Below are 15861 nucleotides of genomic sequence, written 5' to 3' on the forward strand. Positions count from 1 at the left end.
CGCTGATCTGTGGACGGGCGTACGACCTGTGCACAGTCGTCAGCCGAAGAGGTCGCCGGCGAGGCCGAGCACCATCGGGACGACGCCCAGGCAGACGAATGCGGGGAGGAAGCAGAGCCCGAGGGGTGCGAGCACCCAGACCCCGGCCCGCCGGACAGCTGCCTCGGTGGCCGCGCGCGCGGACGCACGACTGTCCGCCGCCAGCGCCCGCAGCGCCGGCGCCGCAGCCGCGCCCGACTCCCCCGCCCGGACCAGGACGCGTCCCAGCGTCGCGAGTTCCACGGGCGCATCGGCCCACGCCCTCCGTGGTTCGGCACCCAGCCGGCCGAGGGCGGCCACGGCCGCCAGGTGCCGAGCCAGCGGTTGCGGCACCGCGGCGCTGACCGCGGCCAGCGCAGCGCCGACGGGAACACCGGCCGACAGGCAGACGCCCAGGAGGTCGCAGGCGCTCGGGAGCTCGCGGGACAGTGCGATCCGTTCGTCGGCCTCGACGTCGGCACCCCGCAGGCACCGCTCCGCCACCACCCCCACCCCCACGGCGACACCGGCCCCCACGAGCCCTCCCACGAGGAGACCCGCCGCCACCCCTGCGCATGCGGCGAGCAGCCACCGCCGACGCACGGAGGGGACGCGACCGTCCGCCGCCGGTTCCCGAGTCCTGCGCAGTGCCCGCGCCCGGACGGCCGCGAGCCGCGCCGACGGCGACCAGAGCAGGAGGGCAGCCGCGAGCGACAGCAGCGCAGGCCATGACGACGTCACCGGACGGCCCGCCGCACGAGGTGCCCGGACCAGGTCAGCCCCGCCAGCTCCAGCGCCACCCCGAGCACCAGCAGCACCTGCCCGGTCGCCGTCGTGGTCAGCACCCGCCAGGGGTCGGCACCCACGCCGTTCCCCATGGCCAGCCCCAGCACCGGCAACCCGGCCAGCAGCATCGCGCTGGCCCGGGGCCCGGCGGTCGCCGTCCTCAGCTCCTGCCGCATCCGCTCCCGCGCCCGCAGGTCGTCCTCCACCGCAGCCACCACGGCGGCGAGCGAGCACCCGGTCCGGGCGCTGAGCCGGACGCCGGCCGAGACCCGGTCCAGCGCGGCGGCGAAGTCCGCGTCCGGGACGGAGGGGACGGGCACGCCCGGCGCGCGCAACGCCCGGGCGAGGGCGGTGCCGCACTCCTCGTCGGCGCAGGCCGCCACCGCGGCGTCGGTCGCCGCGTCGACGGAGCGCCCGCTGCGCAGCTCGGCGCCGAGCGCGCCCAGCGCCTCCGTCAGGGACCGCAACCGGTCCTCCGCGCGGCGGGCCCGCTGCCGGACGACCCAGGATCTGCCGCCGACGATCCCCGCGAGAGCCGAGAGACCGGCGACCAGCGGCGTGCTGAGCAATGCCGCGACCGCTGTCGCCGCGACCCCGGCGATGACCGGGACCGGGAGGGACGGTGTTGCGGACCGGAGTAGCCCGCGGCCCGTTCCGACGCCCACCGTGCGCAGCCGCGCCCTCCGCAGGGCGCGCGGGTCCGGCCAGAGAAGCATCGCGAGGGCTGCGGCCAGCAGCGCCCCGGTCACGCCGCGCCCCCGCTCACGACGCGCCCTCGGTGAGCAGCGCCCGCAGCCGCTCGGCGGCCGGTACGTCGCGCCCGTCGGCCCGCCATCCGGGCTCGACGACGACGGCATCCCCCGATCTGTGCACCACGCCCACCTCTGTCACCCGGCGGCCTGCCGGGGTCCGCCGCAGGTGCACCACGAGGGCCAGTGCCGCGGCGGCCTGGCTGTGCACCGCGGCGCGGTCCAGGCCCGCGGCCACACCGAGGGCCTCCAGCCGGGCGGGCACCTCGGCCGGCCGGTTGGCGTGCAGCGTCCCGCACCCGCCGTCGTGCCCGGTGTTCAGCGCCGCGAGGAGGTCGGTCACCTCCGCGCCCCGGACCTCGCCCACCACCAGGCGGTCCGGGCGCATGCGCAGGGCCTGCCGCACCAGGTCCCGCAGCGTCACCGACCCCACTCCCTCGACGTTCGGTGGCCGGGTGACCAGGCGCACGACGTGCGGGTGCTCAGGAGCCAGTTCGGGTGCGTCCTCGCACAGGACGATCCGGTCGGCGGGATCGGCCGCCCCGAGCAGGGCCGACAGCAGGGTCGTCTTCCCGGAGCCGGTGCCCCCGGTCACGAGGAAGGCCAACCGGCGCGCCACCACCTCGCGCAGCAGGTCCTCGCTCCCGCCCGGCAGGGTGCCCAGAGCCGCCAACTCGGCCAGGGAGTGCGTGGTGCGGCGCAGCACCCGCAGCGACAGGCAGGTGCCGCTCCCCGACACGGGCGGGAGGACCGCGTGCAGCCGGGTGCCGTCGCCGAGTCCGACGTCCACCCAGGGCGACGCGTCGTCCAGCCGGCGCCCCACCGTCGCCGCGAGCCGGACGGCGAGCCGACGGACGGCGTCGTCGTCGGGGAACCGGACCGGCGTCGGCTGCAGGCCGGACCCGCGATCGACCCACACCTGTTCCGGGCCGTTCACGAGGACGTCGGTGACGCCGGGCGTCCGCAGGAGCGCTTCGAGCGGACCGGCTCCGGCGAGCTCGTCCACGGCTTCGCGGACGGCCAGGAGGACGTCGTCGTCCCCGAGCAGCCCGCCCGCCTCCTCCCGGACGAGCGCGGCGACCCCCGCCCGGGTGGGCGCACCGGGCTGCAGTGCCAGCCGGGCGCGGACCCGGTCGAGCAGCGGCGGGGCGTTCACGGGCGCACGGGCTGGGCCTGCAGGGCGCCGAGGATCCGCCGCGCCACCGTCCCCAGCGGGGAGCGGGCGGACACGAGGGGTGGCTCGCCGCGCTCGCCCCGGGGCACGGCGCTGCGGTCGTGGGCGAGCTCCGCGAGGACCGGTCGCCCCACGACGTCGGCCACCTCGTCACGGGACAGCCCCCCGGGAACGGAACGGATGACCACGTGCGCGCCCGCCCACACCGAATCCGGGGCCTCGACCAGCAACCGGGCGGCCGTGGCTGCCCGCAGCCGCGCGGGTACCACCAGCACCGCCAGATCGGCCTCCGCGGCGACCGACAGCGCGGCCTCCCCCGCGATCCGCGGTACATCGACGACGACCGGGCAGCCGACGGCGCGGGCGGCGTCCACCACGGCCGCGAGGGCGTCCGGGGGGATGCGCTGCGGCGACGACCGGGATGCGGCGACCACGGAGACGCCACCGACGTCGGGCAGGGCGGCCAGCAACGCGTCGCCCGCCACGCGCCCGCGCAGACCGGTCAGGTCGGGCCATCGCAGACCGTCGGCACGCTCGGCCCCCAGCAGGAGGTCCAGGCCGGCTCCCCAGGGATCGGCGTCGACCAGGGTCACACCCGGCGCGGCCGCCAGCGCCACGGCCGTCGCCAGCGTGCTCGCCCCGGCGCCGCCGCAGGACCCGCCCACGACGACCAGCCGCCCGCGCTCGACCGGATCACGCACCGCGGCGGTGCAGCGGGCGAGCAGCCACGACTCGTCATCGGGGAGCACCGCGACCCGCTCCGCGCCGATCTCCACCGCTCCGGCCCAGTCGGCCGCCGGCAGGTCGCGGCCGGCGACGACGACGACTCCGGGGCGACGCGGCAGGGCCCGGAGGGCACCGGCGGTGAGCGCGTCGGCGCCGACGAGGACGAGCGGGGCCTGCCGGTGCGCCCGGCGCAGCGCCGGCCCGCCCGTGGCCAGCTCCGCCTCGGCCCCGGCGGTGGCGAGGAGCCGGAGCAGGTCGTCGAGAAGGGAGTCGTCGGTGCTGACGACGAGGGGCCGGACGGACGCACGAGAGGTGGAGCGGGAGGTGGACACGCCCTGACCTCACGCCGTCGTGGGCAATCAGTGCCAGACGGGCGGGGCGAACTGTGGATGACCCGAACGGGTGTGGACGGCGAGCGGCCTCGGCCACGGGCATCGGCTCCACTTAGAGTCGTGCCTTGTGACCCGCGCAGCGGCGTTCTTCGACCTGGACAAGACGGTCATCGCCAAGTCCAGCACCCTGGCGTTCGGCCGTCCGTTCTTCAACGGTGGGCTGATCAACCGCCGCGCCGTGCTCAAGACCGCGTACGCGCAGCTCGTCTTCTCCCTCGCCGGCGCCGACGCGCAGCAGATGGAGCGCCTGCGCGCCCAGCTCACGTCGATGGTGACCGGCTGGGATGCCGCCACGGTGCACGACATCGTCCGGGAGACGCTGCACGAGATCGTCGACCCGCTCGTCTACGCCGAGGCCGCCGACCTGATCGAGGAGCACCGCGCAGCCGGCCGCGAGATCGTCATCGTGTCGAGCAGCGGCGCGGAGATGGTCGAGCCGATCGGCGAGATGCTCGGGGTCGACCGGGTCGTCGCCACCCGCATGGTGACCGAGGACGGGCACTACACCGGCACGATCGACTTCTACGCCTACGGCGAGAACAAGGCCGCCGCCATGCGGCAGCTGGCCGCGGACGGCGGCTACGACCTCGCCGACTGCTACGCCTACAGCGATTCCATCACCGACCTGCCGATGCTCTCGGCCGTCGGGCACCCGACCGCGGTGAACCCCGACCGAGGCCTGCGCAAGGCCGCCCTCGAGCACGGCTGGCCGGTCCTCCAGTTCACCCGCCCGGTCAGCATGCGGGCCCGGTTCTCCGCGCCCCCCGCCCCCGTGGTCACCGGTGCCGCCGTGGGCGTCGGCGCGGCCGTCGTCGGGCTGGCCTGGTACGCCCGGCACCGGGCGCTCCGGACGGGACTGCTCGCCGTCGACGAGCCGGGTCCGCTGACCGGCCGCCGGCGCCGCCGCGGGGCCTGACGCCCCGGGAGGGTCTCCGCTGGCGGCGGGGCACCTCCCTGGTTCAGGCGCGGTGGGACATCCTGCCGACGTGCTCACCGTGGTCCTCGCCTGGCTGGCCGTCCTGGCCGTCTGCGTCGCCGCGGTCCTGTTCGGTCAGTCCACCCGCGTCGCACCGCGCGGTCGCCGCCGATCGCGCGTCGGGCGGATCGGGTTGTTCCTCTCCCTGTCCGGACCGTGGCTGTCGGTCCTGGGCGCGGCTGCGGCCGACGCCGTCACGGGGGCCTGGCTGGCGGCTGCTGCCGTCGGCGCGTGCGCGGTGGTGCTCACCGCCGTCCTCGGGTTCGTCCTCTCCCCGCGCTGACCGACCGCCCACGAGATCAGCCGCCGAACCGCTCCGTCACCCGGTCGACCAGGGTCCGCCCGGCCGAGACCGGCCTGGAGGCGCGGGCCGACCGAGCCCGTCGACCCCGAGCTGGTCCATGCCTGCAGTCTTCGCGTCCGCCCCGACCCGCGCAGCTCACCCGCGAAGCAGGCTCTCGCAGATCGCCAGCCCTTCCAGGGCGCCGTGCTCGGTGGCGCGACAGCAGTGCACGAGCCAGCCGGCGACACCCGCCTCCGTTCCCGACGCATAGCCGGCGAGCGCCTGACCGTAGGCATCCCGGCCGAGCTCGGCGAACCCGACCTCGGGCACCGAGACCGCCTTCGGGTCCAGGCCGCGGGCGATCCCGGTGAGCCGCCCGGCGCCCCGCGCCACGACGCCGTCGGAGGTGCCGAACGGCGCGAGTGCGGCCAGCTCACCGTGCACCAGGGCGGCGACGAGAACGGCGGGAGCGGTCGTCGTGCCGGTGATCAGGGAGAACAGCCCGGACAGCCGCGCCCCCGCGTGCCCGGCCGGCCGGCCGAGCGCGGCGGCGTCGGCGAGGTCGGCCGCCGCGAGCACGTGCAGCCGGGCGAGGACCTGCCCGGGCGCCCGCGACCACGTCTCCACCATGGACCCCAGACCGGCCGAGACCCGGAGTGACCCCTGCACGACCGGGTCGGTGACGTCGCCGGACCGCAGTTCGGCGAGCGGCACGTCGACACCCTCCAGCGCGGCCGATGCCCGCGCGCCGCGGAGTGCGGACTCGGTGCTGACCCCGGCGGACTCCCGGCGGAGCACCTTGTGCCCGAGCAGCCGGTCGATGCCGGTGCGGGCGGCGTCCGCGGCCTCGCGCACCCCCGGCAGGTCCAGCAGCGGGGCCAGGGGGTCGGGCGCGGACGAACGGGGCGCGGCCGGGGCGGCTCCGGGACGGACGGGAAGACTCACGGGGACGACGGTACGAGGCGGCCGCGCGGTGCCGGCACGGCCCTCGCCTACTCTCCCCCTGCCATGTCCCGACCTCTCACGCTGCTGCTCGTCCGCCACGGACAGAGCGAGTGGAACGCCGCCGGACTGATGCAGGGCCAGACCGCGCACGTCCCGCTCACCGCCACCGGACATGCTCAGGCCGCCGCCGCCGCTACCGAACTGGCCCACCTCGCCCCGGGCGTCCTGATCTCCAGCGACCTCCTCCGCGCCGTGCAGACCGCCGAGCACTGCGCCGCGGCAACAGGGCTCCCGGTCGTGACCACCCCGGCCCTCCGCGAGCAGGGGTACGGCGAGCTGGAGGGCCGCCCCTCCCGTGAGCTGTGGGACGTCGTCGACTGGACCGACCCGCACTGGGCGGCGCCCGGCGGGGAGAGCCTGACCGAGCTGTACGGGCGGGTCGAGGCGTTCCTCAAGGACCTCGGCACCGAGCCGCCCGCCGACGTGATCGCCCTCGTCACCCATGGCGACACCATCCGCGCGGCCCAGGCGGTGGTGGCCGGCCTCGGCCCTGACGCGATGCCGGTGGTGACACCGCACAACGGCACGATCACGCGACTGGAGCTGATCGCGTGAGCCGGGCCCGATGAGGCTGAGCGGGCCCCTGGAATCGGCCGCCCTGCTCACCGTCCTGCCGGTCCCCGCACGCGCTGCGGGCGCCACCCGGGGTGTGCTGCCCTGGGCGCCGCTGGTCGGGCTGGTCCTCGGCGGCATCGCGTCGGGCCTGGCGGTCCTGGGCGACCGGTGGATCTCCCCCCTGGCGGGTGCCGTGCTCGCGGTTGCCGTCCTGGCGGCGCTCACGCGCGGGCTGCACCTGGACGGGCTGGCCGACACCGCGGACGGCCTCGGCCCGCTGCGCGGCCGGCAGCGCGCGCTGCAGGTGATGCACCAGAGCGACATCGGGCCCTTCGGCGTCGTCACGGTGGTGCTGACCCTGCTGCTGCAGGTCGCCTGCCTCACGGCCCTGCTGGAGACGCGGGAGGGCTGGCCGGCCCTCTGGGCCGCCGTCGTCGTCGCCCGGCTGGCGATGGCGCGCACGGGCCTCCCCGGCGTGGCGACGGCGGAAGGATCGGCGCTGGGCACGCTCGTCGCCGGCACCGTCTCGGTGCCCTGGTTCGTCGGGTGGATCGTCGTCGTGCTCGGTCTGCTGGTGGCGGGCACGGCCGCCGACCTGGAGCTGACCGCCCGCCTGGCGATCAGCGCACTGGCCGGCCTGCTCACGGCCGAACTCCTGTACCGCCGAGCCCGCAGGCGGCTGGGTGGCGTGACCGGCGACGTGATGGGCGCGATGGGCGAGACGGCGACCACGGCCACCCTGCTGGTGGGCGCGATCGCCCTCTAGGAGCCTGCTACCCCGGGGACCGCCGATCAACGGCGGCGCAGCATCCCCTGGACCAGGCGGCCGATCCCTCCGGACGAGGCGGGGGTCGCGGCGCGCCCGCGGCCCATGCCTCGGCCCATTCCCCGGCCCGCGGTGGGGCGGGCCACCCCCCGTGCCGGGCGTCCCGTCGCGCGGCCGCCACGAGCGGCGCCCCGGGCGGCGCTCTCTGCAGTTCCCATCAGCCTTCCGAGAATGCTCATGGACGCATGCGTGCCCGGGACGACGCCGTGCGATCCGTCCGTGCCGGCAGGCACCCGACCGGGTCGGCGTGGCGTGACGCGCTGCGCATCGGCCTGACCCGTGAGGCAGGACGTCCGTCTCGGGTCGCTGCGGCGACCCGGGCTGGATAGCTTTTCCCGCAACATCCGCGGCCTCCGGGAGATCCCGTGTCCTCGTCCATCCTCGTGGGGCTCGACGGCAGCGAGGCCAGCGTCCGCGCCGCGGACGCGGGGGCCGAGGCCGCCCGCCGGCACGACCTGAAGCTCGTCCTGGCGTGCGTCGTCCCCTGGTCGCCCTACGCCATCACCACGGCCGAGGACAACGAGCGGCGCTCGGTCGAGAAGGCCCGGGAGGTGGCAGCGGCGCACGAGCGCGTGCTCGACCCCGTCGTCGACCGGCTCTCGATTGACGGCGACCTCCCCGTCGAGGGGGTGGTCCGGCACGGCCATCCCGCCGAGACGCTGGTGAGGCTCGCCCGCGAGCACGACGCCGCGTGGATCACCGTCGGGCGGGTCGGCCAGAGCCGGGTGCGAACCCTGCTGTTCGGGTCCACTCCGAGCAGCCTCATCCAGCTCTCCCCCGTGCCCGTCCTGGTGGTGCCGTGATGAGCGCCGCACCGGGCACCGTGCTGGCCGCGTCGTTCGACGAGCAGGTCGACAGCTTCTTCGCCCCGGTCTCCGAGTTCATCACCTCGATCGTCTTCTTCGCCGTTCCACTGGACTTTCTCGGGGAGGGCGTCGAGCTGCCACTGATCGTCGTCTGGCTGGTGGTCGCGGGCTTCTTCTTCACCATCTACCTGCGCGGCTTCCAGTTCCGGGCGTTCACGCACGCCATCCGGCTCATCCGGGGCCACTACGACGACCCCGGGAATGCCGGGGAGGTCACCCACTTCCAGGCGCTGGCCACCGCGGTGTCAGGCACCGTCGGCCTGGGCAACATCGCCGGCGTCGCCGTGGCGATCTCGCTCGGCGGGCCGGGCGCGACGCTCTGGATGATCATCGCCGGGCTGGTCGGCATGTGCACCAAGGGCGTCGAGTGCACCCTCGGCGTGAAGTACCGCAACGTCTACCCCGACGGGCGGGTCTCCGGTGGGCCGATGTACTACCTCAGCCGGGGGCTGGCCGAGAAGGGCATGGGCACGCTCGGCAAGGTCCTCGCCGTCCTGTTCTGCATCTTCACCCTCGGCGGGGCCGTCGGCGGCGGCAACATGTTCCAGGCCAACCAGGCCTTCAGCCAGGCGCAGTCGGTGACCGGCGGGGACGACGGGCCGCTGGGCGGCGGTGCGGCGGGAGCGATCTTCGGCCTGGTGCTGGCCCTGCTCGTGGGTGCGGTGATCATCGGCGGCATCCGCAGCATCGCCCGGGTCACCGACAAGCTCGTGCCTTTCATGGCGGTCTTCTACGTGATCGCCTGTCTGACGGTGGTGTTCGCCAATCTCTCGGAGGTGCCCCAGGCGCTCTGGGCGATCGTCTCCCAGGCCTTCACCCCCGAGGCCGGGTACGGCGGCATCATCGGCGTGCTCATCCAGGGCTTCCGGCGGGCCGCGTTCAGCAACGAGGCCGGGCTGGGGTCCGCGGCGATCGCCCACTCCGCGGTGAAGACCGACGAGCCGGCGACCGAGGGCCATGTCGCCGTCCTCGAGCCCTTCATCGACACCGTCGTCATCTGCACCATGACCGCGCTGGCCATCGTCATCACGGGCACCTACGCGGACGAGTCGAGCGCGCCCGGCGTGCAGACCACCTCCGCGGCGTTCGAGACCGTCGTCAGCTGGTTCCCGATCGTGCTCGCCGTGGCGGTGATCCTCTTCGCCTACTCCACGATGCTGGCCTGGAGCTACTACGGGCTGAAGGCGGCGACCTACCTGTTCGGCGAGTCGATGGTGGTCGACCGCACCTGGAAGTCGATCTTCTGCCTGTTCGTCGTCATCGGCGCCTCGTCGGCGCTGGACGCGGTGATCGGGTTCTCCGACAGCATGATCTTCCTCATGGCGCTGCCCAACATCCTGGGCCTCTACCTCATGGCCGGGGTGGTCAAGGCGGAGCTCTTCGGCTACCGGAAGCGCCTGGCGAACGGTGAGCTCCCGACGATGGCCGAGCGGCGGGGCTGACCCCGCCGCTCGGCCACGCTCACTTCGCGCCGAGCGCGTCCGCCATCCGGTGGTGGGAGACGGCCTCGGAGCCGCGGCTCTGCCGCTCCAGCGTCCGGGCCAGCGCCCGCCGTGCCCACCCGTTGGCAGGGGCCAGCTCGACCAGCCGGGTCAGCGCGTCCTCGGACTTCGCCAGCTGGGCCGATCCGAAGTAGGAGCGCGCGAGCATCTCCAGCGCCGCCTCGTTGGCCGGCTCGGCCTCGACGAGGCGCTCGAGGATGCGGACCGCCTCCGTGGGCCGGCCCATGGCGAGGAAGAGGTCGGCCCGCAGGAACTCCGAGTGCATGTCGATCTCGAATCGCTGCGTCACGACCCGTGCAACCACCGTCCCCCGCCCAGGCTTCCCGGGGGCCGGGGCCGCCGCATCCGGATGCCCGCGACGGGAGGAAGAGCAGTCATCACCCCCTCCCGCGAGGAGCTCCGATGCAACTGCGCCACTTCCCCCACCGCCGGACGACGGGCAATTCCGAGCCCGCCCCGACCGGGGACGGCGCCCCGGCGTACGACGCCCGCATCTTCATCGTGCAGCGGATCGGGGCACTCGCCGTCGCCGCGGTGATCCTGCTCTTCGGCCTGCTGGGGTTCGCCGGCGGCCTGGACTTCTTCTCCACCGACGGCGAGCCGATCCTCGGGATGTCGTCGAACGGGCTCCTGTCGACGATCTCCGTGCTCACCGCGGTGGTGCTGGTCGTCGCCGCGCTGCGGAGCCCCCGCGTCGCCTCGACGGTGATGATCGTCGTCGGCACGCTGTTCCTGCTCTCCGCGCTGGCGAACCTCGCCGCCCTGCGGACGTCGTTCAACGTGCTGGCCTTCGAGATGGAGAACGTCGTCTTCTCCGTCGTCGCCGGCCTGGTGCTCCTGCTCCTGGGCGCCTACGGCCGGGTGAGCGGCAACCTGCCGGCCGACAGCCCCTACGCCCGCCCCGTTCCCGACGACGTCGACCCGCCGGAGTCCTTCCCTTCGACGCCCGCGGAGTTCGCCGCCGAGCGGGCCATGCGCGAGGCCGAGCTCGCCATGGTCAACCACGTGGCCACCGAGGACCAGCGCCGCCGGGTCGCGGCCATGGCCGAGGTGCACAGCCGGGGCGACCGCCGCCGCGTCTGGATGGAGTTCGACGGTCCGTCCTCCTGACCGGAGGCGCCCGGCTCAGTCGTCCTCGGGATCGGGCAACCGGGCTCCGGCGGCCAGCTCGCTGCCGGCATCGACCCGCGCCCGCCGCCCGACCAGCGTGACGTCGCCGTCCCCACCGACCACCGCCCGCTCCCCCACCTCCACCGCGTCGTCGAGGACCGCGCGGACCACCCGGGCGCCGGCCCGCACGTGGACGCCGGGCAGGAGCACCGAGTCCACGACGGTCGCCCCCTTCTCCACCACCACGCCGGGCGAGAGCACCGACCCACTGACCTCGCCCCCGACACGGGTCCCTCCGGAGACCAGGCTCTCGTCGACCACCGCGCCGGGCAGGATGCGCGCCGCGCTGTGCCGGCCGCCACGGGTGTGCAGCGGCCAGGCCGGGTCGTCCAGGTCGATCGGCGGTTCCGCGGCGAGGAAGTCACGGTGGGCCTGCCAGTACGCCGGCACGGTGCCGACGTCCCGCCAGTACCCCTGGAGCGGGTACGCCCGGGCCTGGCCGTCACGGGTCTGGGCGGGCAGCAGGTGGCTGCCGAGATCCTGGAGCTCCTCCTCCCCCAGCTCGTCGTCGAGCGCGTCGAGCCGGTCGAGCGTGGCGCCCGGGGTGAAGACGAAGACCTCGTTCGTCGCCGTCGTCGTCGCCGGCTCGTCCGGCTTGTACGCGTAGTCGGTCACCCGCTCGCCGTCGACCTGCACGATCCCGTACCGAGGGGCGTCGTCGGCGGCGACCTCGGTGGTCACCATCGTCACCTCCGCGCCGGAGCCGAGGTGGGACTCCACCACCTCCCGGTAGTCGAGCTTGTAGACGGCGTCGGAGCTGACGACGACGAGCGCGTCGGCGTCGTACTGACGGATCAGGTCCGCCTGCCGCCACAGCAGGTTGGCCGTGCCGCTCACCCAGCCGCCGCGCTCGGTGCCCTGGAACGGCGGCAGCATCATCAGCCCGCCGAAGATGCGGTCGAGGTCCCACGGACGGCCGTTGGCGAGGTGGTCCGACAGCGACATCGGGTGGTGCTGCACCGACACCCAGACGTCGGCGATGGCGGAGTGCTGGCAGTTGCTGAGCGGAAAGTCGAGGAGCCGGTACACACCGGCGAAGGGGACGGCGGGCTTCGCGCGTCGCTCGGTGAGCAGCTCGAGCCGCCCTCCCGCGCCGCCGGCCAGCACGAGGACGAGGATCCGGGGAAGGGCCATGGCTGCGCCCTACCCGGGGGTGAACACGCCACGCCCCGTCCGACACGCGCAGGCGGGGAATCAGTCGGAGAGCGCGCGGCTTGCTGCCTGTCGTGCCCGTCTCCCGCCGTCTGCCGCGGGCCGCCGCCTTCTGGTCGGTGGCCGTCTTCCTGGTGCTGATGCTGGCCGCGTCGGGCGTGCCCTCCCCGCTGTACCGGGTGTACCAGGAGCGCTTCGGGTTCAGCGCCGGCGTGCTGACGACTGTCTTCGGCATCTACTGCTTCGCCCTGCTCGCCTCGCTGCTGGTGGTCGGCGCGCTGTCCGACCATGTCGGACGGCGCCCCGTGCTCGTCGCCGCCTTCGTGCTCGAGGCCGCCGCGATGGCCCTGTTCCTGTTCGCCGACGGCGTCGGCTGGCTCCTGACCGCGCGGGTCGTCCAGGGTCTGGCGACCGGTGCGCTCACCAGCACGCTCGGGGCGTCCCTGCTCGACCTGCAGCACCGCGACCGGCCGCTGGGGGCGTTCATCAACAGCGCCTCCCCCGGGCTGGGCCTCTCGATCGGCGCGGCCGGCGCGGGTCTGCTCGTCCAGTTCGTCCCCTCGCCGACCGACTGGGTGTTCGGCGTCCTGACGGTGGTGTTCCTGCTGGCCGCCGTCGGCACGGTCCTGCTGCCGGAGAGCTCGCCGCGGCTGCCCGGGGCGCTGGCCTCCCTGCGCCCGCGGGTCCACGTCCCGCCCGTGCACCGCCGCGCGTTCGTCGTCGCCCTGCCGATCCTGGTCGCGTGCTGGGCGCTGGGCGGCCTCTACGCCTCGCTCGGCCCGTCGCTGGTCGCCGACGTCTTCGCCATCGACAACCACCTGGTCGGGGGGCTGCTCATCCTGGCGCTCAACGGCACCGGCATCGCCGGCTCCGTCGCGCTGCGCACCTCGCCACCGGAGCGGGCGCTGCTGGTGGGCGCGCTGGTCTTCACCGTCGGGGTCGCCGGCACCATCGGCGCGCTGTTCGCCACGTCGGCCCCGCTGCTGTTCACCGCGGCGGTCGTCACCGGGTTCGGCTTCGGGGCCGCGTTCCTCGGCGCCGTTGCCACCATCACCCACGGCGTCGCGCCGGGTTCCCGGGCCGGGCTGCTGGCCAGCGTCTTCGTCGTCGGCTATCTGGCGTTCAGCCTCCCGGCGATCGCGGCGGGCATCGCCGTCGAGGAGTTCGGCCTGACCCGGACGACCGAGGTCTACGGCGCCGTCGTCGTCCTCCTCGCGCTGCTGGCCGTGGCCGGCCTGCTGCGGGCCCGCCGGAGCGTCGGCACGCTCGCCCCCGTCGAGCGTGCCGAGGTCTTCTCCGACGCCAGGAGTCCGGCTCAGCTCCCCGGGTAGGGGCTCGCCTTCAGCGCCCGGGCGAGATGGGCGGCGTTCGCCGCGAGGGTGGCGGTGGTGGAGGCGACCGCCTCCGGCGTCTCGTCGAGCTCCATGTAGTCGGTACCGCCCATGGCGTGGTCGTTCCAGTAGGTGCCGCCCTGCGACGGGATGGTGAACCCGATGTCGTCGAGGCCCTGGAACAGATCGGCGATGATCTTGTGCGCGCCGTCCTCGTTGCCGACGACGGCGGCCACGGCGACCTTGCCGGCGAGCAGCGGGCGCCCGGAATCGTCGGTCTCCGACAGTTCGCCGTCCAGGCGCTCCAGCACCCGCTGGGCGACGCTGCTCATGTGCCCGACCCAGGTCGGCGTCGAGACGATCAGGATGTCGGCGGCCATCATCTGCTCGCGGATCGCCGGCCAGGCGTCACCCTCGCCCATGTCCACCTCGACGCCGGGCTTCACGTCGTGGTCCACGACGCGGACGACGTCGCCGGTCACGCCGTGCTTGCCGAGCTCCTCCAGCACCTGACGGGCCATGAGGTCACTGCTGGACGGCGCGGGCGAGGGCTTGAGGCTGCAGACGAGGGCAAGGGCACGGAGCGCTGTCGATTCGGTCATGCACCGTCACATGCCCCGCGATCGACCGCCTCCACACATCAGCGGCGGACGGCGTCCACGAACCCCTGCACCCGTTTCCGCAGCTCGGCCGCCCGTTCGGCGATCACCTCGGCCGGGTTCGGGCCACCATCCTGCGCGACGACCGGCCGGCGGGTCACCCGATTCTCGCTCACGCGGGGGTCATGCCGGCAGGTCACCGCCCGGCCCCGCGGCCTCGGCGAGCAGCCGCTCACGGTGATCCGAGGGCAGCAGGTCGACGTACACGGTGCCGTTCAGGTGGTCCACCTCGTGCTGGAGGCAGCGCGCCGCCATGCCCGTCGCCTCGATCGACAGCGGCTCGCCCTTCACGTCGACGCCGTCCACGCGGGCGCGGAAGGCGCGGGGGAGGTCGGCGTAGGGACCGGGGACGGAGAGGCAGCCCTCCTCGGTCACCTCCTCGGCCGGCTCGTCGCCCACCGGTTCGAGGATCGTCAGCGTCGGGTTGACCACGTAACCGACGACGTCGCCACCGTCGGCGTCGGGGCAGTCGATGACGAAGACCCGGGCGTCGACGCCGATCTGGTTGGCGGCCAGCCCCACCCCGTCGGCCGCCTCCATGCTGGCGAACATGTCCAGGAGCAGGTGCCGGAGGTCGCGGTCGAACTCGGTCACCGGGGCGCACGGCCGGTGCAGGACCGGGTTGCTGCCGTAGGTGACGATCGGCCGGGCGACGCCGTCGTAACGGCCGGGCAGGCGCATGACGACCGATCCTAGGGACGGCGTCGGCGAGGCGGGTTGGCACGATGGCCCGCGTGACCGTCCCGACCGCCGTCGGGCTGGCCCTCGGCGCCGCCGCGGACCTGCTCCTGGCCGACCCACGGCGGCATCATCCGGTGGCCGGCTTCGGAACAGTGGCACTGGCGATGGAGCGGCGGACCTGGCGCGACTCCCGCGCGGCCGGGGCCGGGCACGTCCTCGTGCTCGCCGGTGCCGCCGCCGCCCTGGGGACGACCGCGGACAGGCTCGTGCGGGGACGACCGGTGACCGCCACCCTCCTGACCGCCGCAGCCACCTGGACGGTCCTCGGCGGCACCTCCCTCGGCCGGGCCGCGACGGCGATGCACTCCGCCCTCGCCGCCGGTGACCTCCCGGCCGCGCGGGCAGCGCTGCCCGCGCTCGCCGGCCGGGACCCCTCAGGGCTCGGGGAGGCGGAGCTGGCCCGGGCCACCGTGGAGTCGGTCGCGGAGAACACCTCCGACGCCGCCGTCGCGCCCCTGTTCTGGGGCGCGGTGGCAGGCGCGCCCGGGCTGCTGGCCTATCGGGCGGTCAACACCCTCGACGCGATGATCGGCCACCGCTCGCCGCGCTACGAACGTTTCGGCTGGGCCGCCGCCCGGCTGGACGACGTCGCCAACTGGCTGCCCGCGCGGATCACCGCCGCTCTGACGGTGGCCTGCGCCCCGGTGGCCGGCGGCTCCGCCCGCGGCGGGCTGCGCGTCTGGCTCCGGGACGGGGCGGCGCACCCCAGCCCGAACTCCGGCCGCTGCGAGGCGGCGACCGCCGGCGCGCTGGGGCTGCGACTCGGCGGCCGCAACGTCTACGGCAGCCGGGTGGAGGTGCGCCCTCCGCTCGGGGACGGGCGAATCCCGGCCGCGGACGACATCCGCCGGGCCGTACGGCTCTCCCGCGCGGTGTGGACCGCCGCGGCGATCCTGGCGAGCGCCGGCCGGCTGGCCCGCGCCCGCCGCCGCTGAGCCGGGTCGAACGCG

General features: G+C 75.0%; 19 protein-coding genes. 9 read left to right on the plus strand and 10 right to left on the minus strand.

Translation table 11 applies throughout. The features are described 5' to 3' along the window. Positions 1–39 precede the first annotated feature (39 nt). The 4 genes from FHU33_RS21780 to ssd all read right to left on the minus strand — a co-directional run bounded on the left by FHU33_RS21780 (position 40) and on the right by ssd (position 3785). Positions 40–555 (minus strand): type II secretion system F family protein, encoded by a 516-nt coding sequence (locus tag FHU33_RS21780; RefSeq protein ID WP_246064103.1) that lies wholly within the window; start codon positions 553–555, stop codon positions 40–42. A 200-nt stretch (positions 556–755) separates the two neighbouring features. Further along, complete coding sequence (locus FHU33_RS21785; RefSeq protein ID WP_142027670.1) at positions 756–1553, minus strand: type II secretion system F family protein; 798 nt, start codon at positions 1551–1553, stop codon at positions 756–758. Positions 1554–1566: 13 nt separating this feature from the next. Continuing rightward, positions 1567–2709: a TadA family conjugal transfer-associated ATPase gene (locus FHU33_RS21790; protein ID WP_142027671.1), complete on the minus strand. Its 1143-nt coding sequence runs from the start codon at positions 2707–2709 to the stop codon at positions 1567–1569. Continuing rightward, a complete protein-coding gene (gene ssd / locus FHU33_RS21795) occupies positions 2706–3785 on the minus strand; it encodes a septum site-determining protein Ssd (protein WP_142027672.1) in 1080 nt (359 codons plus the stop codon). Before ssd ends, FHU33_RS21790 begins: the two co-directional genes overlap by 4 nt. 127 nt (positions 3786–3912) lie before the next feature. On the opposite strand from ssd, the gene FHU33_RS21800 reads away from it, so the two are divergent. Next, positions 3913–4761, plus strand: a complete 849-nt coding sequence (locus FHU33_RS21800; protein ID WP_142027673.1) for an HAD family hydrolase — start codon at positions 3913–3915, stop codon at positions 4759–4761. A gap of 70 nt (positions 4762–4831) precedes the next feature. Further along, the gene (locus tag FHU33_RS21805; protein WP_142027674.1) at positions 4832–5104 is read left to right on the plus strand and encodes a hypothetical protein; all 273 of its coding nucleotides are present in this window, start codon (positions 4832–4834) and stop codon (positions 5102–5104) included. Positions 5105–5260: 156 nt separating this feature from the next. Here the strand turns inward: FHU33_RS21805 and FHU33_RS21810 are convergent, their stop codons facing one another. Next, complete coding sequence (locus FHU33_RS21810; RefSeq protein ID WP_142027675.1) at positions 5261–6049, minus strand: Fic family protein; 789 nt, start codon at positions 6047–6049, stop codon at positions 5261–5263. Positions 6050–6112: 63 nt separating this feature from the next. Here FHU33_RS21810 and FHU33_RS21815 point away from each other — a divergent pair, with 63 nt between their 5' ends. From FHU33_RS21815 to FHU33_RS21835, 4 genes are all read left to right on the plus strand, one after another. Beyond that, positions 6113–6664 carry a histidine phosphatase family protein gene (locus FHU33_RS21815; RefSeq protein WP_142027676.1) on the plus strand — a complete coding sequence of 184 codons (552 nt, stop codon included), beginning with the start codon at positions 6113–6115 and terminating at the stop codon, positions 6662–6664. Between the two features lie 10 nt (positions 6665–6674). Further along, positions 6675–7430, plus strand: coding sequence for an adenosylcobinamide-GDP ribazoletransferase (locus tag FHU33_RS21820; RefSeq protein ID WP_142027677.1), 756 nt, complete (start codon positions 6675–6677; stop codon positions 7428–7430). A gap of 425 nt (positions 7431–7855) precedes the next feature. Then, entirely contained in the window at positions 7856–8293 is a 438-nt protein-coding gene (locus FHU33_RS21830) for a universal stress protein (protein ID WP_142027679.1), read from the plus strand. Further along, positions 8293–9798 (plus strand): alanine/glycine:cation symporter family protein, encoded by a 1506-nt coding sequence (locus tag FHU33_RS21835; protein ID WP_142027680.1) that lies wholly within the window; start codon positions 8293–8295, stop codon positions 9796–9798. Before FHU33_RS21830 ends, FHU33_RS21835 begins: the two co-directional genes overlap by 1 nt. Before the next feature lie 19 nt (positions 9799–9817). Here the strand turns inward: FHU33_RS21835 and FHU33_RS21840 are convergent, their stop codons facing one another. After that, positions 9818–10147: a tetratricopeptide repeat protein gene (locus tag FHU33_RS21840; RefSeq protein ID WP_246064105.1), complete on the minus strand. Its 330-nt coding sequence runs from the start codon at positions 10145–10147 to the stop codon at positions 9818–9820. Positions 10148–10260: 113 nt separating this feature from the next. Here FHU33_RS21840 and FHU33_RS21845 point away from each other — a divergent pair, with 113 nt between their 5' ends. Beyond that, positions 10261–10968 (plus strand): DUF4383 domain-containing protein, encoded by a 708-nt coding sequence (locus tag FHU33_RS21845; RefSeq protein WP_142027681.1) that lies wholly within the window; start codon positions 10261–10263, stop codon positions 10966–10968. A 15-nt stretch (positions 10969–10983) separates the two neighbouring features. On the opposite strand, the gene FHU33_RS21850 is transcribed toward FHU33_RS21845, so the two are convergent. Continuing rightward, positions 10984–12162, minus strand: a complete 1179-nt coding sequence (locus FHU33_RS21850; RefSeq protein ID WP_142027682.1) for a glucose-1-phosphate adenylyltransferase family protein — start codon at positions 12160–12162, stop codon at positions 10984–10986. A gap of 92 nt (positions 12163–12254) precedes the next feature. On the opposite strand from FHU33_RS21850, the gene FHU33_RS21855 reads away from it, so the two are divergent. Next, positions 12255–13511 carry an MFS transporter gene (locus FHU33_RS21855; protein ID WP_246064106.1) on the plus strand — a complete coding sequence of 419 codons (1257 nt, stop codon included), beginning with the start codon at positions 12255–12257 and terminating at the stop codon, positions 13509–13511. Here FHU33_RS21855 and FHU33_RS21860 read toward each other — a convergent pair. From FHU33_RS21860 to def, 3 genes are read right to left on the minus strand one after another with little or no spacing between them, the layout of a single operon-like run. Continuing rightward, entirely contained in the window at positions 13496–14113 is a 618-nt protein-coding gene (locus tag FHU33_RS21860) for a flavodoxin family protein (protein ID WP_142027683.1), read from the minus strand. The genes FHU33_RS21855 and FHU33_RS21860 overlap by 16 nt on opposite strands. A gap of 38 nt (positions 14114–14151) precedes the next feature. Next, the gene (locus tag FHU33_RS26355; RefSeq protein WP_281281699.1) at positions 14152–14286 is read right to left on the minus strand and encodes a hypothetical protein; all 135 of its coding nucleotides are present in this window, start codon (positions 14284–14286) and stop codon (positions 14152–14154) included. Positions 14287–14293: 7 nt separating this feature from the next. Next, positions 14294–14851, minus strand: a complete 558-nt coding sequence (gene def / locus FHU33_RS21865) for a peptide deformylase (RefSeq protein WP_142027684.1) — start codon at positions 14849–14851, stop codon at positions 14294–14296. A gap of 53 nt (positions 14852–14904) precedes the next feature. Between def and FHU33_RS21870 the strand changes: the two genes are divergently transcribed. After that, complete coding sequence (locus tag FHU33_RS21870; protein ID WP_246064108.1) at positions 14905–15846, plus strand: cobalamin biosynthesis protein; 942 nt, start codon at positions 14905–14907, stop codon at positions 15844–15846. Positions 15847–15861: the final 15 nt, after the last annotated feature.

Origin of the sequence: Blastococcus colisei (assembly GCF_006717095.1) — a bacterium.
In the GTDB taxonomy this organism is placed as follows: domain Bacteria; phylum Actinomycetota; class Actinomycetes; order Mycobacteriales; family Geodermatophilaceae; genus Blastococcus_B; species Blastococcus_B colisei.